The following is a 19721-nucleotide window of genomic DNA, read 5'->3' as shown; positions in this document are numbered from 1 at the left end:
CACGTCCAGGGCCTCGCAACGCCCCCGCTCGCGAACGTATGTCAAGAGAAGGCAGCGGCAATCGGGGGATCGTGCACGACTTCAGCACCTACCGGCACGCGCCCACGCGGCCGGGGGTGCTGCCGCTGCGGCTGTGAGGCATGACCCCCGGCTGTCAGCCGCCCAGGCTGTGGACGGTGGTCATGTCCGCGAGCCCGGAGATGGTCAGGACGGGGGCGAGCAGCTCGTTGGCGACGAGCTCGATGCGCGGGGCATGCGCGAACAACACCGTCAGCCCGGCGCTGTCGAGATACTCGACCGCGCTGAGGTCGACCAGGAGGGCGTGGCCGTCGCCGCCGGCGGCATCGGTCAGGGCGGCCTCCAGCTCGCCGGCGTTGCTCATGTCGATCTCGCCGCTGACGGTGAGGACCGGGGTGCCGTCGGAGCGGCGAGACGGAGCCAGGGTCAGGGGAGTCGTCATCGGGGGATCCTCGCGTGCATGTCGACGGTGGTGCCGGCGACGCCGGGCTGGATGGTGACGTGCTGCATCAGGGCGCGCATGAGGGCGACCCCCCGGCCGCGGTGCGTGTTGGCCTCGGGCTGCGGAGGTTTCCATCGGCCGCTGTCGGTGACGGTGAGGTACAGGTCGGCCGCGGTGGCGACGGCCCGCAGGCGGACGGTACGCCCCGGGCTGTCGCGGTGGCCGTGCTCGATCGCGTTGGCACAGGCCTCGCCCGCCGCGACCAGCACGTTCTGGACCATCGACGCGGTGATGTCACAACGATTCAGCCAGTCCCGCAGGGCCGTACGGACGGGGGCGAGCTGGCTCGACTCGGCGGGGAAGGCCACATCCAGCGGCGCGGGCTGGCGGTAGAGCAGGAGGGCGACGTCGTCGTTGTAGCCGGTGTCCGGCGCCATCCGCGTCATGACCTGCGTCGCCAGGTCCTCGATGGGGGCCGAGCGGCCGTCCTGCACGGCGGCGCTCGCCTGGTCGATCCCGGCGGTCAGCGGGCTGCGGCGGCGCTCGACGAGCCCGTCGGTGTAGAGCAGCAGCGTGGAGCGGGGCGGCATCGTGCAGCTGCTCTCGGGCCGGGGCTCGCCGGGCCGTACCGCGAGCGGGGTCGAACGGCCGCCCTCCAGCAGCTCCGTGGCGCCGTCGGAGTGGGCCAGGATGCCGGGCGGGTGCCCCGCGCTGGAGTAGACGAGGCGGCCGGTCGTGGTGTCGAGGACGCCGCAGAACACGGTGGTGCACTTGGCCCCCGGCACCAGTGCGGCGAACTTGTCCAGCGCGCTCAGCACCTGTGCGGGACCGGCCTCCTGCAGCAGCAGGGCGCGGCAGGCGCTGCGGAGCTGGCCCATGACGGCCGCGGCTTCCAGGCCGCGTCCCACGCAGTCGCCGACCACGATGCCGATGCGGTCGTCGGGCAGCGGCACGATGTCGTACCAGTCGCCGCCGACCTCCAGGGGCCGGGTGGCCGGCTCATACCGTACGGCGAAGCCCTGGGGCAGGTGGGACGGCCCGAGGATGGCCCGCTGCAGCGCCACCGCGGCCTCGCGCTGCTGGTCGAGCTGGTGGGTCCGGTGCAGGCCCTGGCCGAGATGGCCGGACAGCAGCGCGAGCAGCGTCTGGTCCTCGGCGGTGAAGGGCCGGTTCTGGCCGAGGTCGATCCAGAGGGTCACGATCCCCTCGGGGTGCTCCAGGGTGATGCCGGCCCCGTCCGCGGCGCTCGCCACCGGACGCAGCGGCGGGAATCCGCGCAGTTCGGCGAGCCTGTCCCGCAGATCGTCCGGCAGGGTCCGCCAGGAGGCTCCGGAGTCCGTGCCGAACAGCACCGGCTCCGCCTCGCCGTGCCCCGCCGCCTCGCCGGGCCTCACGGGATCACCGCGCCCCCCGGACTCACCATGCCACAGCGCGGCGGTCACCTGCCGGGCGCGCCAGACGTCGCGCAGCTCCCGCAGCGCTCCGCTGAGCGCGTCCTCCACGCTGCTCGCCTCCGAGACGCGCACGCTGAGCGCGGCCAGGGCGGTCTCACGCTGCACGAGGTAGTGCTCGGCGGTGACGTCGCGCAGGGTGCCGACGACCCTGCGCTCGCCGGTGGTGGGATCGGCGACGTCGGTGAAGGTGGCCGCCACCCAGATCCGGTGTCCGTCCCGGTGGGAGACGGGGATCACGCAGCTGCCCCGGCCCTGGCTCACGAGCTGCTCGAACGCCTCGCCGACCATCCGGTGCGCCACGGCGTCGTCGGCCTCGCGGGGCCACCAGGGATGCAGGGCGGTGTAGGGCAGGCCCTCGGGGCCGTACCCGAGGATGTCGGTGAACGCCTGGTTGATCTCGATGACCGAGCCGTTCTCGTCGCAGACGAAGAACGCCTCCTGCAGCGACTCGATCATTGCGGTCTGCCACCGCATGTGGCGCCCGCGCATGCGCGCCAGCTGCACGTTGGCCCGCACCCGCGCCAGCAGTTCGGCGGCGGAGAACGGCTTGACGAGGTAGTCGTCCGCGCCCGCCTCCAACCCCTCGATCGAGGCCTCCTGCCCCGCGCGGGCCGACAACAGCAGCACCGGGACCGCGGCGGTGCGGGGGTCGGCCCGCAGCGCGGCCACCAGCTGCAGGCCGTCCAGGCGCGGCATCATGACGTCGCTGACGACGAGGTCGGGAGCGTCGGTGAGCACGGCATCCAGGGCCGCCTGCCCGTCGTTCACCACGGTGACCCGGTAGGACGGCCGGAGCAGGCGCGTGAGGTAGTCGCGCATGTCGGCGTTGTCGTCGGCGATCAGGACCCGGGGCGGGGGACCGTCCCCCCGGGGCCCGGTCGACGCCGCCGCCGTCTCCTCCACGCCGGCCGCCTCTTTCGGGGGCAGCCAGCGCAGGGCCTCCTCGACGAACGGATCGGCGGTGGCCGACACCACGTCCCCCGGGCGGGCCGGCGCGACGCCGTCGGACGGCAGGTGCGCCGAGCCGAAGGGCAGCCGGATGGTGAACGTGGTGCCCGCGCCCTCGGCGCTCTCGGCGGTGATCGTCCCGCCGTGCAGGCCCACCAGCTCCTTCACCAGCGCCAGCCCGATGCCGCTGCCCTCGTTCGAGCGCGACCTGGCGCTCTCGATGCGGTGGAACCGCTCGAACAGCCGCGGCAGCTCGTGGCGCGGGATCCCGATGCCGGAGTCGGCGACCGTGACGACGGCGTGCCCGTCCTCGGCGCGCGACGCGACCCGTATGGAGCCGTCGAAGGTGAACTTCAGGGCGTTGCTCAGCAGGTTGAGCACCACCTTCTCCCACATGCCCCGGTCGACGTACACCGGTTCGTCCAGGGGAGGGCAGTCCACCTCGAAGGCGAGCCCGGCCCTGTCGATCGCGGAGCGGAAGACGCCGGCCAGCTCGGCGGTGACGGCGGCCAGGTCCACCGGTTCGTACGTGGCCCGCATGCGGCCGGCCTCGATGCGGGAGAAGTCCAGCAGCGTGTTGACGAGCTTGCCCAGCCGCAGGCCGTTGCGGTGGACCACGTCGAGGTCCTCGCGTACCTGCTCGCCGGCGTCGGCGAGCGCGGTGCGCAGGTCCTGCACCGGTCCCATGATCAACGTCAGCGGGGTGCGGAACTCGTGGCTGATGTTGGAGAAGAAGGCCGTCTTGGCCCGGTCGAGCTCGGCCAGCTCCTCGGCCCTGCGCTGCTGGAGCTGGTAGGCCACGGCCGCGTTGACCAGCGCCGCGGTCTGCCGGGCCACCAGGGCGAGGAACGACTCGTACGCCTCGTCGAGCACACGGCCCGCGCTGGCCGCCAGCACCATCACCCCGACGGTCTGGCCGCCGGTCTCACCGGCCAGCGGCAGCACCATGGCCTGTGTCGGCGGCGTCTGCCAGCCCCCCGAGGGCAGCGCGCCGAAGCGCTCCGCCACGTCGGTCACCACGACGGGGGTCTCGCCGCGCAGCACCTGCTCCACCGGCCAGTCGCCGGGCCCGCCGGGCAGGGGGGACACGGTCGCGCCGCGCGGGCTCGTCGCGGTCGGCACCAGCTCGTCCGTGCCGGGGCGGCGCAGGTAGACGGCCGCGAACGGCACGTCGGGGCCCGACCGCTCCAGCACCTCGGCGACCAGCTCGCACGCCTCCTCCACGCTGCGGGCACGGCCCGCCTGGGCGCCGAGGTCCTGCAGCACCGCCAGGCGCCGCTCGCCGATGACCCGCTCGGTGGTGTCGCTGACCGCGGTGAACACACCCCGCACGCCGCCGTCGTCGTCGTGCAACGGGCTGTAGGAGTACGTCCAGTACGTCTCCTCCCAGTAGCCGTGCCGGTTCATCGGCAGCAGCAGGTCCTCCGACCAGGTCGCCTCGCCGGAGGCCATCACCGACCTCAGCATCGGGCCGATGGTGTGCCAGATCTCCGTCCACACCTGGTCGCCCGGCTTGCCCAGCGCCGGATGCTTGGACCCCAGCAACGGCAGGTAGGCGTCGTTGTAGAGGAACCGCAGCTCCTCTCCCCACCACACGATCATGGGGAACCGGGAGGTGAGGCAGATCCGGCACGCGGTGCGCAGGCTCGTCGGCCAGGTCGCCGGGTCTCCCATGGAGGTGCCGGACCACGGAAGGTCGCGCATCCGCCGCGCCATCTCGCTGTTCCCCGGAAACAGCAGCTCCATCGGCCGGCCGTGCTGAACAGACATCGGTTCCGCCGCCCCGCTCATCGCTTTCGCCTTCTCCTCAACGGCCGGTGCGTCGTGGGCCGGATCTCGTGCGTGCCGGGCCTCCGCTCGGCTCCGGCAGGTCAGGGAAGGAACAGTTCAACGGTTTCGTAGGATAGGGCAAATCATCGACCGGCCACGCGGGCCCCGGCCCGCGACCGAGGGCCGGGAAGGAGCCAGAGGTCAGCACCGTAGACGAAGCGCCGGGCATGCCGATGCCGCTCGCCTCCGCCGCGGAGGCGCGCCGCCTCGCGGCCGTGCGCCGCTACGCGGCCCTGGACACCGCCTCCGGCGCGGCCTTCGACCGGGTGGCCGCCCTGGCCGCGCGGATCTTCCACGCTCCTTTCGCCACCGTGACGATCGTCGGCGACGACACGGTCCGCGTCATCGCCGCGCACGGGCCGCCACCGCGCCGGGCGATCATCGAGAGCCTGTGCGCCGCGGCCGTACGGCACGATGGCCCCTACGTCGTCGACGACGTGCTGCTGGACCCGCGGGCGGCCGGCGACCCGGCGGTGCGCGGCGAGCCCGGCATCCGCTTCTATGCCGCCGCGCTGATCACGACGGCCGACGGCGAGGCCCTGGGCAGCGTCAACGTCATGGACACCCGTCCCCGGCAGGCCGACGAGGAGGAACTGGCCTGCCTGCGGGACCTGGCCGCGCTGGTCATGGACGAGCTGGAGGTGCGGCTGACGACGCACCGTACGGTCGAGGTCGAAAGGGAACTGCGCGCGGGAGCCGAGCGGCTGGCCCGCACCCTGCAGCGCACCCTGCTTCCACCGGCGCTGCCCCGGGTGCCCGGACTGTGCGCGGCCGCCGCCTACCACCCGGTCTCCGCCGACGAGGTCGGCGGTGACTTCTACGACCTCTTCCAGCTCGACGGCGACCGGTGGGCGTTCTTCCTCGGCGACGTCTGCGGCAAGGGCGCCGACGCCGCCGCGCTGACGTCCCTGGTCCGCTACACCCTGCGCGCCGCGGCCGTCTACGACGCCGACCCGCACGCCGTGCTGGCCAACCTCGACACGGTCCTGCAGCAGGAGCACGCCGGCGGCGAGGCCCCCGTGCCGTACTGCACGGCGGTCTTCGGCGTCCTGCAGCCCGACGGCGACGGGTTCGGCGTCACGCTCGCCACCGGAGGGCATCCCCCGGCGCTGGCGGTGCGGGCGGACGGCACCGTCGAGTCGATCCATCCGGCCGGGGGACAGCTGATCGGCATCCTGCGCAATCCGCACTTCGCCCAGGTGAGCGCGCGACTGAACGCCGGTGACGCGCTGCTGCTGTACACCGACGGTCTCACCGAGGCGCGGACGCCGACCGGCTCGATGCTCGACGAGGACGGCCTGACCGCGTACCTCGCCGCCGCGGGACCCACGAGCGCCGACGCTCTCCTGACCACCGTGCACGACCTGATCACGGCCTTGGGCACGGGGGTGTCGGACGACACCGCGGTCCTGGCCCTGTCCGTTCCGCCCGCCACTCGAACGCCGTTCTCCGGGAGTCTCGGTGCCGCATGACAACGGTCTGACCGTCACCCTTCAGCCGCACGCCTCCGGTCCGCGCCTGCTGGTCGTGGCCGGGGACCTGGACCATCACACCACTCCGCGCCTTCGGGCGGCTCTGGAGGAGATCGAGTTCGGCCCGGGCACCGGCCTGGTGATCGACCTGTCGGGGCTGACCTTCTGCGACTCCACCGGCATCGCCACGCTGGTCGCCGCCCACCAGCGCGCCCACGACGCGGGCGCCGCCCTGCTCCTGGCCGGTCTGGACTCGGACATCGCCCGCGTCTTCCAGATCATGGGACTGGACCGGCTGCTGGCCTTCTACGACAGCCCGGAAGCGGCCGTACGCGCCCTGAGCGGGTGAGCCCCTACAGCGGCGCGGCGACGGCGACCGCGATGTTCTGCCTGATGTCGCAGTTTTCGACCCGGCGGCAGAAACCGTCCGCCACGCTGGTGGCACCGCCCGCGGTGCTGGCCGCGGTGTGCTGGTGACCCCGGTTCCGCGTCGGGCTGTGCAACTGGACGATGTTCCGGTTGCGGGTGCCGTTCCCGATGGCGGCCGGGCCGTCCCCCGCCTCCCGCACGGGTCGCGCGCTCGCGGCGGCCGCCGTGGACAGGACGGTGGACAGGACGGCGGCGAGAACGGCGGCGAGAACGGCGGCGGACAACGGGACGAGCCGGGACGCGCCGCGTGAGACGAGCATCCGCCACCGCCTTTCACCCATGCGCCGCCCGTCGGCGCGCGTGGTCACACCGTAGCCTCCGCGGTGGTCCGGCGGTGGTCATCGGCGCGCGTGTCCCGTGACGTCTGCCGTGACGTCTGCCGTGACGTCTCCCGGCCGTCCGTGTGCGCCTCAGTGCCGGTTGATCACGGTGCCGCTCGTCCTGGGGGAGCTCTGGTTGCGGCCCCGCAGGTTCTGCGAGCCCCTGCAGCCGGGCCGGTGCACGCAGTTGCCGGCCTGTGTGTTCACCGACGCGTCCACCCCGGTGATGACCTGCTGGGTGCCCGTCGTGTTCCGCTGACTGCCGACGAGCAGCGAGTTCAGGTTGTTCAGGCCGTTGTTGATCACATACCGGGAATTGGCGCCGTTTCCGTCGCCGCCGCCGCCGTGCCCCCGGCCCGTCGCCGCGTCCGCCGTCGTGGGGGCGAGCGCGAGGCCGGCGCCCGCGAAGGTCAGCGCGGCCAGCGCCAGCAGCCGCACCGCCGGGCCGGTGAGCGCGTGCCGCCCCCTGTGAGAAGCCCTGTGACGAGCACTGTGACGAGCCCTGTGACGAGCCATGGTCGTGCGCCTTCCCCCGTTGTCCGTCTTGTGGATCCGTCCGTACGGACCTGCCGGGCATCTACCCCGGGCAGGCGCGCCCGTCACGGTCCGTGATCGATGATCAACCCGCCTGTGGGGATATGGCGGCCCTTCTGGCGGCACGCCGGATTCGCGCGTCCGGAGGGCTCAGCAGCTCGATCTGCCGGTCGGACGCCCGTATCCGCTGCGTCACACCGCAGGAGCGGGACCTCCGCCCGCAGATCATGCTCTGCGCGTTCGCGACGCCGCTGACGCCGACCGTCCTCTGCTGGGTGCCGGTCCCGCTCCTCGCGCTGCCCACCGTCAGCTGACTGACATTGCGGATCCCGTTGCCCATACGGACGATGGCGCTGTCGCCGTTGCGGTCGCCGGCCGTACGGCCTCCCGCCGCGAGACCGGCGGCGGGAGGCCGCACCGCGACGAGGCCCGCCGCCGCGATCGTGACCGCTGCCAGGGCGAGACCGGCGCGCATCAGCGGTCCGCCGCCCGGCGGCCCCCGGAGTCGGCGCTTCGGGCGCGGATGTGCTGCGACAGCGCGCATGAGCGGGCGCGCTGCCTGCACAGGCCGCCCTGCACGCTGCTCACTCCGCCCACTCCCGTCGAGAGCTGGTGGAGGAGGCCGCGCAGCCGGGTGCTGCCGATCGCCACCATGGTCCGGTTGGCCGAGCCGTTGCCCACGCGTACGGCAGAGCGGTTCCCGTTGCCGTCTCCGGCCACCGCCGCCTGCGCGTTCACCGGTGCGAGGGCCAGTACGGCGGCGAGCGCGACCACGACCGGCGCGGGCCGTCGCGGCAGGCGGTCAGGGGATTGCGTGAGGGCGTGGATGATCGGCATCGTGATCGGCATCGACGTGCCTCTACCCCGCTCGCGGGCCCGCGTCCCGGCCCCGGCGGAAATCGGGCCGGATCATTGCCCGCGACTTGACCGGCCGTCCCTCGCGCGAAGGGGCGGCCGGTCGCCGGTCATCGGCTGGCTACCTCGTACGTCCGCAGGTAGTCGAACGTGGCCGTGGCGCCCGCCGTGTTCATCGAGACCAGGCCGATCCGCACCGGCCCGGTGCGTGGGAGCGACCAGCTGCCGCCCCAGATCCAGTGGGTGCCGTCGGTGCTCGACGCCATCCGGACGTCGTGCTCGCCGTTCTCCTCGTCGTAGTGGTAGAGCAGCCGCAGCCAGGTGGTCCGCGCGGCCGGGCCGCCGAACATCGGCCCGTTGGCGACCGCGGTGGGCGGGGTGGTGCCCGGGCGCGGGCCCTCCTTGCCGAACTCGGTCTGGTGCAGCACCGCGCCGTTGCCCTGGTTGAGGGGCAGGACCGTGTGCGTCAGCTTGAGCCACCGGTCGTCGTTCTCGTACAGCAGCAGGCCGGCCTGCTGGTTGCCGCGTGTGCCGTCGAAGGTGAGCTTCGTCTCCACGGCGAAGTCACCCTGCGGCGCGTCGCGCAGCAGGATCGACGCGGTGTTGTTGCCCTGGAACAGCTCGGCGTTCTGGGTCGGCCAGACCAGGGAGCCGTTCGACAGGGTGGCCGACGGATTGCGGACCCGCGCCCAGCCGGTGGGCGTGCCCGTGCCGTCGAACTCGTCGGAGTACGCCGTGAGCCGGCTGCCCAGGACGGGGTCGGGCACCCGCTCGGTCACCGGCGTGTACAGCGGAGCCGCGCCCACGTTGTCGGCGTCGGCGGCACCGCGCGTGGTCACGCCGATGGCGCCGGAGGTGGGCGCGCCGTCGGGCAGCGTCGTGGCGACCGTCGCCAGCGGGTCTCCGAGCCGGTCGGCCGACACCGTCACGACCAGCCCGTTCCCGCGCCGCTCGGCGGACACGTTGTGCCAGGAGCCGTAGTCGAACGAGGCCGGCAACGGGCTGGAGGCCGTCGTCGTCTTCCCGTTCACCTTGGTCGTCACCACGAGCGCGCCCTGCTCGCGGTCGAGCCACGCGGTGATGTTCCTCGCGCCGTTCTCGCGGGTCACGACGAGCCCGGCGGCGGTGCCGCCCTCGCCCAGCCGCAGGTCGGCCTCCACCCGCACGTCGCCGTGGACGGCCTCGTCGCTGAGCTCGCTGGTCGAGCCCTTGCCGGTGAGGTGGCCGAGCGAGTCGGGGTCGGAGGCGGGCTTCCATGGCCCCTTCCACCCGTCCGTGCCGGAGTTGAACGTGCTGCCCACACTCCATGTGGTGACCGGCGCCGGCTGCTCGCCCGTGGACGGCCCGGCCCCGGCCCGTACGACCGGCCAGCCGTCGATCCAGTCGAGCCGGTCGATCATCAGCGGTCTGCGGGCCAGGTTGCCGATCGTCGTGCCCCAGGTCGTCGTGACCGGCCCGAACTCGGGGGCCGACGACGGGATCGCGTGGTAGACGAGCCAGTCCTGGCCGCTCAGGTCGGTCTGGATGGCGTTGTGGCCCGGGCCGACCCAGCCGTTGCCGTTGGCCGCCAGGACGATGCCGTCCTTGCTGGTCAGCTCCATGAGGTCGACGCCGGTCGGGGTGGTGAACGGCCCGAACGGGTTGTCGGAGCGGCCGACCTTGACGGTGTAGCCGCTGAACGCGCCGTCGCAGCATCCGGCGTCGGAGTAGAAGAGGTAGTACCAGTCGTCGCGGCGGACGACGAAGGCGCCCTCCATGCGGCGCCCGCGGGCGATCTGCTTGACCTCGCCGGTGACCTCGGTCGCGTCGGCGTTCATCGTCGCGACGCAGATCGTGTCGTAGCTGCCCCAGTAGAGGTAGTTGTCGCCGGTCACGTCGGTGTAGACGGCCTGGTCGATGTTGTTGGTCGGGCAGCCGCTGCCGCCCGCCGGGACGATCCGGCCGCGGTCGGTCCACGGCCCGGTCGGGTGCGGGCTGGTCGCGAGCCCTACACCGCTCGTGGAGAGCGAGTACGTCAGGTGGTAGGTCCCGTTGACGTACCGGATGTCCGGCGCCCAGGGACGGGTGCCGTTCGGCCACCACGAGGGGTGGTTCTCCCCGGTGTAGACGTCCCCGGCATACGTCCAGTGGACCATGTCGGCCGACTTGAGCGTCGGCAGGATGTGCTCGTTCTTCCCGTCGATCGGGTTCGTGGTGCCGTACGCGTACCAGAGGCCGTCCTTGCCCCGGATCATCGCGGGGTCGGGGAAGGTCTGCACGGCGTCGCCGCTGACCGGGTTGGAGTAGGTGGCGGGGTTGGAGGAGGTGGGGCCGGTCGCCGGCACCGCTGCCGCGTGTGCGGGCGGCGACGTGACCACGGTGGACGCGAGGAGTAAGGCTCCGATCACCAGTTGTCTCACGGCGAGCACCGTAGACAGGCCAAATTCTTCCGTCGAGACGCCGTCGAAATCTTGTGTCACAGCTGTCACAGAAGGCGCCGGCGGATGCGACAGGATGCCTGAGAGCTTGTCAGGGGGGTGTCCATGCTGGTCAGAGGTTTCATCAGGATCCCGGACGAATCTACCGATTCTTTTTGCCGGATGGTTGACGTAAAAAACAGACGAACCTTAGGTTGCCAGCGTGTCAACGACCCCCAACGGCGTGCACGCACTCGTGCGCCGCTCCCATGAGGAGCGGGTGCTGCGCGTGCTCCGCCAGAACGGCGCGCAGAGCCGTAACGAGATCGCGGCCCGGGTCGGTCTGTCACGCACCACGGTCAGCGAGATCACCAGTGATCTGCTCGGCCGGGGCGCCATCCGCGTCGTCGACACCGACGCCGTGGAGCGCGTGGGCAGCGGCCGGCCGGCCGAGCGGCTCGCGCTGGACCCGGCCTCCGGGCAGTACATGGGCGTCGACTTCGGTCATCGCCGGGTGAACGTCCTGGTGGCCGACGCCGCGCACGAGATCATCGCGTCCGGGACCGCGCGTTACGAGGAGTCGGCGCAGTGGCCCGAGCGCCTCGACGCCGGGCTCGCCCTGATCGACCGGCTGAGCGCGGAGACCGGCGTCCACTACGGCGCGCTGCAGGCGATCGGCATCGGCGTGCCGGGGTGGGGCGACCGATCCCGGGCCGACGGCGTCGCGGAGGTGTTCGCCCAGCGCTTCCACGCCGCGGTGACCGTCGACAACAACGTGCGCTTCGCCGGGCTGGCCGAGGCGCTGCACGCCCAGTCCGACTCCGTACGCGATCTCATCTACCTGCGCCTGTCCGACGGGGTCGGCGGCGGGCTGGTGGTGGGCGGCCAGCTGGTGCGCGGCTCGCGGGGCTTCGCGGGCGAGCTCGGCCACGTGACCGCCGTGGCGGGCGGCGCGCAGTGCCGCTGCGGCAAGCGCGGCTGCGTGGAGACCGTCGCGTCGGCGCCGGCGATCCTCGCGCGGTGCCGGGAGCTCGGCGTGCCCGTGGACACGCTGGACGACCTGAAGGCCGCGGTGGACATCGCCCACCCGGTCGTCGACCAGGTGCTCCGCGAGGCCGGCACGGCGGTCGGCCGGGTGCTCGGCACGGCGGTCATGACCCTCAACCCGGACGAGATCGTGCTAGGCGGCGAGATCATCCAGATCGCTCCGGCCCTGCTGCGGCAGGTCGCGGACACGGTCACCTACGAGCTGTCGTGGTGGACCGACGCGGCGCCCGTGATCCGCCCCGCCCTGCTGTCGGACGACGGCGGCGCGCGCGGGGCCATCGCGGCCCTGTTCCACGAGTCCCCCCTGCTCGCCGGATACGAAGCGAACGTCACGACGGACGGAGGCCGATAGTGGCCGTGACCACCGCGGGCGCCACGAGGGACGGCAACGCCCCCGCCCGGCCGCGCAAGAACAGGACCTTCCTGGTCCTCAACATCATCTCGATCGTGGCCGGGATCGCGATCTGGTGGGGGCTGTCCCTGGCGGGACTCCAGTTCCCCACTCCGGGCGAGGTCGTCTCGGCCGCCTGGAAGATGATCGGGGACGGCACGCTCGCCACCGACGTGGGCGCCTCGCTCGGGCGCGTGCTGGCCGGGTTCGCCCTCGGCTCGATCGCGGCGGTGATCGTCGGGTTCGTCATGGGGTGGTACACCGTGGCCCGCGGCCTGTTCGAGCCGTGGATCCAGTTCTTCCGCACGATCCCGCCGCTGGCCATGCTGCCCCTGGTGCTCGTCCTGATGGGCATCGGGGAGAGCCCGAAGATCTTCGTCATCTTCCTGGCGGCGTTCCTGTCCTGCGTCATCTCGACCTACCAGGGCGTGGTGAACGTGGACAGGACGCTGATCAACGCCGCGCGGGTGCTCGGCGCGGGCGACGGGACCATCTTCGGCCGCGTCGTGGTGCCGGCCTCCACGCCGTTCATCCTCGTGGGCATGCGGGTCGGGCTCGGCTCGGCCTGGGGCACGCTGGTGGCCGCGGAGCTCCTGGCCGCGCAGGCCGGGCTCGGTCACCGCATGCAGAGCGCGCAGCTCTACTACGACCTTCCGACGATCTTCGTCGGCATCATCGCGATCGGGGTCCTCGGCCTGATCATGGACCGGCTGCTCATGATCGCCGGCAACAAGCTGACGGCCTGGCAGGAGAACCGATGAGCACTCCCAAGATCTCCGTACGCGACGTCGAGAAGGTCTTCCCCGTCGGGAAGGAGCCGTTCGTCGCGCTCGGCGGCGTCTCGCTGGACATCGCCGACAACGAGTTCGTGACCGTCGTCGGCCCCTCCGGCTGCGGCAAGAGCACGCTGCTCAACATCCTCGCCGGGCTGGAGCAGCCCACCGGCGGCACCGCGCTGGTGGACGGCAGGCCGGTCACCGGCCCCGGCCCCGAGCGCGGCGTCATCTTCCAGCAGTACGCGTTGTTCCCGTGGCTGACCGTCCGGGAGAACGTCGAGTTCGGCATGCGCACCGCGAAGGTCCCCAAGCAGGAGCGGCGGGAGCGCGCCGAGCACTTCATCCGCCTGGTCGGGCTGGAGCAGTTCGCCGACGCGCTGCCCAAGACGCTGTCGGGCGGCATGAAGCAGCGCTGCGCGATCGCCCGGGCGTACGCGGTGAACCCGTCGATCCTGCTCATGGACGAGCCCTTCGGCGCCCTGGACGCGCTGACCCGGGTGCGTCTGCAGGAGCAGCTCCTGGAGACCTGGAGCAAGGAGCGGCGGACGGTCATGTTCATCACCCATGACGTCGACGAGGCGGTGTTCCTCGCCAACCGGGTGGTCGTCATGGCCGCCCGGCCTGGCCGGATCGCCGAGGTCATCGAGGTCGACCTCCCCTATCCGCGGGACGAGGACATGCGGCTGAGCCCCGAGTTCGGGGCGCTGCGCAACCGCGTCTGGCATGCGGTGTACCACCAGCGGCAGATCAAGGAGCCCGCGCAATGAAGAAGACAATCCTGGCCGCCGCGGCGGTCGTCGTGGCGCTGTCGGCGGCCGCCTGCGGGTCGGACGACTCCGGCGACTCGAGCGCCTCGGGCGGCGGCACGACGCACGTGGACTTCGGCTACATCGCCGACTTCAACGGCGCGAGCCTGCTCGCCGTCGCCGACAAGCAGGGCCTGTGGAAGAAGCACGGCCTCGACGCCAAGGTCAGCGTGTTCACCAACGGCCCGCTGCAGATCCAGGCGCTGGGCACCGGAGACCTCGACTTCGGCTACATCGGCCCCGGCGCCATGTGGCTGCCCGCCTCCGGCAAGGCCAAGGTCATCGCGCTGAACACGCTCGGCAACGCCGACCGCGTCATCGCCCAGGCCGGCATCACCTCGCTGGAGGGCCTGAAGGGCAAGACGATCGGCGTGCCCGAGGGCACCTCCGGCGACATGATCCTCACGCTCGCGCTGAAGAAGGCCGGGCTGACCAAGGACGACGTGAAGATCGTCCCGATGGACGCGTCCACGATCGTGTCGGCGTTCACCTCCAAGCAGATCGACGCGGCCGGCTTCTGGTACCCGGCCATCTCGACGATCAAGAAGACCGTCCCCGACCTGGTCGAGCTGGCCAAGAACGAGGACTTCGCCGACACCGTGTCGTTCCCGACCGCGTTCGTCGGCGGCAACGACGTCGTCGCAGGCGAGAAGGACAAGACCGAGAAGGTCATCGGGGTGCTGCGCGACGCCATCCAGTACCGCAGCGAGCACCTCGACGAGACCGTGGCCGCGACCGCCGAGATGCTGAAGCTCCCGGCCGACCAGGTCAAGGCCGACGCCGCCAACTCCAAGGTGCTGTCGCTCGCCGACCTGGACGGCTACAGCAAGGACGGCACCATCGAGAAGTGGCTGAGCGGGATGGGCGACTACTTCGTCGGCGCGGGCAAGCTGCCCTCGGCCGTCGACCCGAAGACGTACTACACCGGCGACCTGTTCACGGGCGCGGCCCAATGACGAGCCCGGTGAACATTCTGTTCCTGATGACCGACCAGCACCGGGCCGACACCCTGGGCGCGTACGGCAACCGCCTCGCGGCCACCCCGGTGCTGGACGAGCTGGCCCGGACCGGGACCAGGTTCGACCGCTGGTACACCCCCACCGCGATCTGCACGCCGGCCCGGGCGAGCCTGCTCACCGGTCAGGCGCCGTTCCGGCACAAGCTGCTCGCCAACCACGAGAGGAACGTCGGCTACATCGAGGACCTGCCGGACGGCCAGTGGTCGTTCTCGGAGGCCCTGCGGGGCGCCGGGTACAACTGCGGGCTCATCGGCAAGTGGCACGTCGGCCACCACCGGCGGGCGGCCGACTTCGGGTTCGACGGGCCGGACCTGCCGGGGTGGCACAACCCCGTGGACCACCCCGACTACCTGGACTATCTCAAGGCCAACGACCTGCCGCCGTACGAGATCCACGACCGCATCCGCGGGACGCTGCCGAACGGCGGGCCGGGCAACCTGCTCGCCGCGCGGCTGCGCCAGCCGGTCGAGGCGACGTTCGAGCACTACCTCGCCACCCGGGCGATCGAGATGCTGGAGCGGTACGCCGCCGACCCGAAGCCGTTCTTCCTGCAGCTCAACTTCTTCGGCCCGCACCTGCCGTACATCGTGCCGGACGAGTACTTCGACATGTTCGACCCCGAGCTGGTCGAGCTGCCCAAGTCGATCGCCGAGACCTTCGCCGGCAAGCCGCCGGTGCAGGCCAACTACAGCGCGCACTGGACGTTCGACACCATGCCGCTGGAGGTGACGCGCAAGCTCATCGCGGTCTACTGGGGCTACGTCGCGCTCATCGACATGGAGATCGGCCGGGTCATGGACGCCATGCGGCGCCTCGGCCTGAACGACGACACGGCGGTGTTCTTCACCTGCGACCACGGCGAGTTCACCGGCGCCCACCGGCTGCACGACAAGGGCCCGGCGATGTACGAGGACATCTACCGCACGCCCGGCCTGCTGCGGATCCCGGGCCAGGAGCCCGGGGTCGTCCGCACCGAGTTCGTCAGCCTGCTGGACTGCACGGCGACGATCCTGGACCTGGCCGGGATCGAGTCCGCCCCGGCGGTCGACTCGCGCAGCCTGGTGCCGCTCGCCAGCACCCATGAGGTGCCGTGGGAGCAGGACATCGTCTGCGAGTTCCACGGGCACCACTTCCCGTACCCGCAGCGGATGATCCGGACCGACCGCTACAAGCTGGTCGTCAACCCCGACTCGACCAACGAGCTGTACGACCTGTTCACCGACCCGGACGAGCTGCTCAACGTCTACAACCATCCCGAGATGGCGGAGGTGCGCGGGCGGCTCATGCGGCGGCTCTACCAGGTGCTGCGCGACCGGGGCGACAACTTCTACCACTGGATGACCTCGATGTACGACGTCGGCGAGGTGTCGTACGACCCCACCCTGAGCGGGCTGGACGAGGCGACCTACCGATGAGCCGGCGCCCGAACATCGTCATGATCCTGACCGACGACCACGCGTCGCACGCGGTCGGGGCGTACGGCTCGGTCGTCAACCGGACGCCGCGGATCGACGAGATCGCGGACCTCGGCGTCCGGTTCGACAACTGCTTCGCGACGAACGCGCTGTGCTCCCCGAGCCGGGCCAGCATCCTGACCGGCACGTATTCGCACGTCAACGGCGTGTCGACGCTGGTCACGCCGATCGACGCGTCCCAGCCGACGTTCGTGAGCCAGCTGAAGGCCGCCGGGTATCGCACCGCGATCGTCGGCAAGTGGCACATGGGGGACGGCCCGGGGCACAACCCCCAGGGGTTCGACTACTGGGACGTGCTGATCGAGCAGGGGGAGTACTTCGACCCCTCGTTCCTGTCGGAGGAGGGCCTGCGGACCGTCCCCGGCTACGCCACCGACCTCATCACCGACATGGCGCTGAGCTGGGCGGACTCGCTCGACGGCGACGATCCGTACTGCCTGCTGATCTACCACAAGGCGCCGCACCGCCCGTGGGAGCCGGACGACAGGCATGCGGGGATGTACACCGACCCCATCCCTGTGCCCGCAACCTTCGGCGACGACTACGCGACGCGCTCGTCGTCGGCCCGGCGGGCGGCCATGCGGATCGCCGAGCACCTGAACGCCGAGGACCTCAAGCAGGACCCGCCCGAGGGGCTGTCGTACGAGGAACTGGCGCTGTGGAAGTACCAGCGCTACATGGAGGACTACCTGGCCGTCGTCGCGTCGGTCGACGACAACGTCGGCCGGGTGGTCGACTGGCTGCGCGAGCGCGGAGACTTCGACGACACGCTGCTGATGTACTGCTCCGACCAGGGCTTCTTCCTCGGCGACCACGGGTGGTTCGACAAGCGCTTCATGTACGAGGAGTCGCTGCGGATGCCGCTCGTGCTGAGCTACCCGCGGCGCATCCCGGCCGGCCAGGCGCACACCGGGATCGTCACCAACGTCGACTTCGCGCAGACCGTGCTGGACGCGGCCGGGGTGGCGCACCATCCCCGGATGCAGGGCCGCAGCTTCCTCGCCGACCTGACCGGCGAGCCCGGCCCGCCGCCGGCGGAGGGCATGTACTACCGCTACTGGGAGCACGACGACGTCTTCCACAAGGCGCCGGCCCACTACGGCTACCGGACCGATCGCTACAAGATCATTTACTTCTACAACGACGGCATGGGCATCCCCGGCACGGGCGCGTTCACCTATCCCGGCGAATGGGAGCTGTACGACCTGAAGACGGACCCGGAGGAACTGCGCAACGTCTACGACGACCCGGCCTACCGCGAGATCCGCGAGGAGATGAAGGTCCGCATGTGGCACGCCCAGGCGGCGGTCGGCGACGAGCCGCATCCCGGCCAGCCGGTGCCGAAGGGAATCTGATCATGTCGGGGAGCTGCTGCACGCCCGCCACGCCGGGACAGCCGCTGGAGCCCGTCCGCTTCACGGCGCACGGGCTCCACGGGATCGAGCAGGTGCGCCTGCCCGGCGGCGAGTTCCGCATGGGGGACGCGACCGGCGACGGCAACCCCGGCGACGGCGAGGGGCCCGTGCACGCGGTCACCGTGGCGCCGTTCTCGATCGACGCCACGACCGTGACGGTCGCGGACTTCGCGGCCTTCGCGGAGGCGACCGGCTACCGCACGGAGGCGGAGGAGTACGGCTTCTCCGCCGTCTTCCACCTGGCGATGCGCGCCCACCCGGACGACGTGATGGGCCCCGCGCCCGGCACACCCTGGTGGGCAGGCGTGCGCGGCGCCGACTGGCGGCACCCCGCCGGCCGGCTGTCGCAGGCCGAGCCCGACCACCCGGTGGTCCACGTGAGCTGGAACGACGCGATGGCGTACTGCTCCTGGGCGGGCAGGCGGCTGCCGACCGAGGCCGAGTGGGAGTACGCCTCCCGGGGCGGCCTCGACGGCGCCCGCTACCCGTGGGGAGACGACCTGCACGGTGACGTTTCCGGCGACGAGTGGCGGGTCAACATCTGGCAGGGCGTGTTCCCCACGGAGAACACCCTGGACGACGGTCATCTGACGACCGCCCCGGTGCGGACGTACGAGCCCAACGCGTACGGGCTGTGGCAGACGGTCGGCAACGTCTGGGAGTGGTGCGCGGACTGGTACGCCCCCGACTACTACGTCTACTCGCCCTCGCAAGACCCGCGCGGCCCGTCGCGCGGCAGCACGCGGGTGCTGCGCGGCGGCTCGTTCCTGTGCCACGACTCCTACTGCAACCGCTACCGCAACTCGGCGCGCTCGTCGAACACCCCCGACTCCTCCATGGCCAACGCCGGCTTCCGCACCGTGGCCCTATAGGCCCGCGCGATAGGCCCGCGTGCGTCACGCTGCGCCGAACCGGGTGGCGCCGTGCAGCCAGGACACCTTGTCGTACAGGTCGTCCACCGAGAGGGAGGACAGCATCGCGTTCCTGGCCCGCGCCTGCGCGCCGGCGGGGTGGTAGAGCCGCGTGCCCATCTCGCGGGAGACGAACTGCGTCTTCGCCGTACGCTGGCGCCGCTCCGCGTTGTACTTCTCCAGCCGTTGCGGGAAGTCGTCGCCGGGGCAGTCGAGCAGATCGCCGAGGAGCACCGCGTCCTCCAGCGCCATGCACGCCCCCTGCGCGGCGTATTGGAGCATCGGATGGGCCGCGTCCCCCAGCAGGGCGACCCTGCCGTCGACCCAGCGGTCCACGGGGTCGCGATCGCACAGGACCCACGACTTCCAGTCCGAGCCCAGCTCGAGAAGCCGCCTCGCGGTGGGGGCCAGGCCGGAGAACTCCGTCCGCACCCGTCCGGTCTCGACCGGGACGCCGGCGACGGCCTCCGCGGCGCCGTCGTCCCTGGTGGCGGCGAGGTTGAGGTACCTCCCGCTGCCGATCGGATAGTGGACGAAGTGCCACTTCGGCCCGGCCCACAGCGTCACCGCGTGCCAGCGCAGATTCTCGGGGACCCGCTCCATCGGGACGACCGACCGGTAGATGGTGTGCCCCGAGACCCGGGGCTCCCCGTCGCCGACGAGCCTGCCCCGCACTGTCGACCTGATGCCGTCCGCGCCGATCAGCGCGTCGCCGCGCAGCCGCTCCCCGCTGTCCAGGATCGCGGTCACCGAGGCGGCGTCCTGCTCGTACGACCGCACCGAGCTGCCGGGACGCAGTTCGACGCGGTCGTGCGCGCGGCAGGCGTCGACCAGCGGCTGGTACAGGTCGGCCCGGTGGACCACCGCGTACGGGTTGCCGAAGCGGCGGCGGTAGGCCTCGCCCAACGGCATGGCGGCGACCCGCTCGCCGGTAGTCCCGTCCATGAAGCGGAGCTCGTCGACGTACACCGCGAGAGCGCGCACCGCCTCGCCGACACCCAGGCGGTCGAGAGCGTGAAACGCGTTCGGCGCGAGCTGGATGCCTGCTCCCAGTTCCGTGAAGGTGTCCCGGCGTTCGAGGACCGTGACGTGGTGTCCCCGGCGGGCGATGCTCACGGCGGCGGCGAGGCCGCCGATGCCGCCGCCTGTGACAAGTACCGTTGCCATGACGTTCCCCTCTCCC

General features: G+C 71.7%; 17 protein-coding genes. 9 read left to right on the top strand and 8 right to left on the bottom strand.

What is annotated here, in order from left to right:
* Positions 1-154 precede the first annotated feature (154 nt).
* On the bottom strand, positions 155-460 hold the full coding sequence (locus tag ACWEQG_RS19865; protein WP_452286554.1) for an STAS domain-containing protein: 306 nt from the start codon (positions 458-460) through the stop codon (positions 155-157).
* Complete coding sequence (locus tag ACWEQG_RS19860; RefSeq protein WP_452286552.1) at positions 457-4632, bottom strand: SpoIIE family protein phosphatase; 4176 nt, start codon at positions 4630-4632, stop codon at positions 457-459. Before ACWEQG_RS19860 ends, ACWEQG_RS19865 begins: the two co-directional genes overlap by 4 nt.
* A gap of 227 nt (positions 4633-4859) precedes the next feature.
* Between ACWEQG_RS19860 and ACWEQG_RS19855 the strand changes: the two genes are divergently transcribed.
* Positions 4860-6164 (top strand): PP2C family protein-serine/threonine phosphatase, encoded by a 1305-nt coding sequence (locus tag ACWEQG_RS19855; RefSeq protein ID WP_452286550.1) that lies wholly within the window; start codon positions 4860-4862, stop codon positions 6162-6164.
* Positions 6154-6513 (top strand): STAS domain-containing protein, encoded by a 360-nt coding sequence (locus tag ACWEQG_RS19850; protein ID WP_363464192.1) that lies wholly within the window; start codon positions 6154-6156, stop codon positions 6511-6513. Before ACWEQG_RS19855 ends, ACWEQG_RS19850 begins: the two co-directional genes overlap by 11 nt.
* Positions 6514-6517: 4 nt before the next feature.
* Here ACWEQG_RS19850 and ACWEQG_RS19845 read toward each other — a convergent pair whose 3' ends face one another.
* The 5 genes from ACWEQG_RS19845 to ACWEQG_RS19825 form a co-directional block, all read right to left on the bottom strand.
* Positions 6518-6853: a hypothetical protein gene (locus ACWEQG_RS19845; protein ID WP_452286548.1), complete on the bottom strand. Its 336-nt coding sequence runs from the start codon at positions 6851-6853 to the stop codon at positions 6518-6520.
* A gap of 150 nt (positions 6854-7003) precedes the next feature.
* Positions 7004-7351, bottom strand: coding sequence for a hypothetical protein (locus ACWEQG_RS19840; RefSeq protein ID WP_452286546.1), 348 nt, complete (start codon positions 7349-7351; stop codon positions 7004-7006).
* Positions 7352-7532: 181 nt separating this feature from the next.
* Complete coding sequence (locus ACWEQG_RS19835; protein ID WP_452286544.1) at positions 7533-7922, bottom strand: hypothetical protein; 390 nt, start codon at positions 7920-7922, stop codon at positions 7533-7535.
* Positions 7922-8296: a hypothetical protein gene (locus ACWEQG_RS19830; RefSeq protein WP_452286542.1), complete on the bottom strand. Its 375-nt coding sequence runs from the start codon at positions 8294-8296 to the stop codon at positions 7922-7924. The genes ACWEQG_RS19835 and ACWEQG_RS19830 overlap by 1 nt, the downstream gene beginning before the upstream one ends.
* A gap of 116 nt (positions 8297-8412) precedes the next feature.
* Positions 8413-10701 carry a family 43 glycosylhydrolase gene (locus ACWEQG_RS19825; protein ID WP_452286540.1) on the bottom strand — a complete coding sequence of 763 codons (2289 nt, stop codon included), beginning with the start codon at positions 10699-10701 and terminating at the stop codon, positions 8413-8415.
* A gap of 220 nt (positions 10702-10921) precedes the next feature.
* Between ACWEQG_RS19825 and ACWEQG_RS19820 the strand changes: the two genes are divergently transcribed.
* From ACWEQG_RS19820 to ACWEQG_RS19790, 7 genes are read left to right on the top strand one after another with little or no spacing between them, the layout of a single operon-like run.
* Complete coding sequence (locus ACWEQG_RS19820) at positions 10922-12097, top strand: ROK family transcriptional regulator (protein WP_452286538.1); 1176 nt, start codon at positions 10922-10924, stop codon at positions 12095-12097.
* A complete protein-coding gene (locus ACWEQG_RS19815) occupies positions 12097-12897 on the top strand; it encodes an ABC transporter permease (RefSeq protein ID WP_363470346.1) in 801 nt (266 codons plus the stop codon). Before ACWEQG_RS19820 ends, ACWEQG_RS19815 begins: the two co-directional genes overlap by 1 nt.
* Positions 12894-13679, top strand: a complete 786-nt coding sequence (locus ACWEQG_RS19810; protein WP_363470343.1) for an ABC transporter ATP-binding protein — start codon at positions 12894-12896, stop codon at positions 13677-13679. Before ACWEQG_RS19815 ends, ACWEQG_RS19810 begins: the two co-directional genes overlap by 4 nt.
* Positions 13676-14674: an aliphatic sulfonate ABC transporter substrate-binding protein gene (locus ACWEQG_RS19805; protein WP_452286536.1), complete on the top strand. Its 999-nt coding sequence runs from the start codon at positions 13676-13678 to the stop codon at positions 14672-14674. The genes ACWEQG_RS19810 and ACWEQG_RS19805 overlap by 4 nt, the downstream gene beginning before the upstream one ends.
* Before the next feature lie 8 nt (positions 14675-14682).
* On the top strand, positions 14683-16152 hold the full coding sequence (locus ACWEQG_RS19800) for a sulfatase-like hydrolase/transferase (protein ID WP_363470337.1): 1470 nt from the start codon (positions 14683-14685) through the stop codon (positions 16150-16152).
* On the top strand, positions 16149-17567 hold the full coding sequence (locus ACWEQG_RS19795) for a sulfatase family protein (RefSeq protein ID WP_452286534.1): 1419 nt from the start codon (positions 16149-16151) through the stop codon (positions 17565-17567). The genes ACWEQG_RS19800 and ACWEQG_RS19795 overlap by 4 nt, the downstream gene beginning before the upstream one ends.
* Positions 17568-17569: 2 nt before the next feature.
* The gene (locus ACWEQG_RS19790; protein WP_452286531.1) at positions 17570-18499 is read left to right on the top strand and encodes a formylglycine-generating enzyme family protein; all 930 of its coding nucleotides are present in this window, start codon (positions 17570-17572) and stop codon (positions 18497-18499) included.
* A 24-nt stretch (positions 18500-18523) separates the two neighbouring features.
* Here the strand turns inward: ACWEQG_RS19790 and ACWEQG_RS19785 are convergent, their stop codons facing one another.
* A complete protein-coding gene (locus ACWEQG_RS19785) occupies positions 18524-19705 on the bottom strand; it encodes a 3-hydroxybenzoate 6-monooxygenase (RefSeq protein WP_452286529.1) in 1182 nt (393 codons plus the stop codon).
* Positions 19706-19721 lie beyond the last annotated feature (16 nt).

It is taken from the genome of Microbispora sp. NPDC004025, assembly GCF_053604425.1.
The sequence above is the reverse complement of the archived record's forward strand: the minus strand, read 5'-3'. Positions and strand labels throughout refer to the sequence as shown.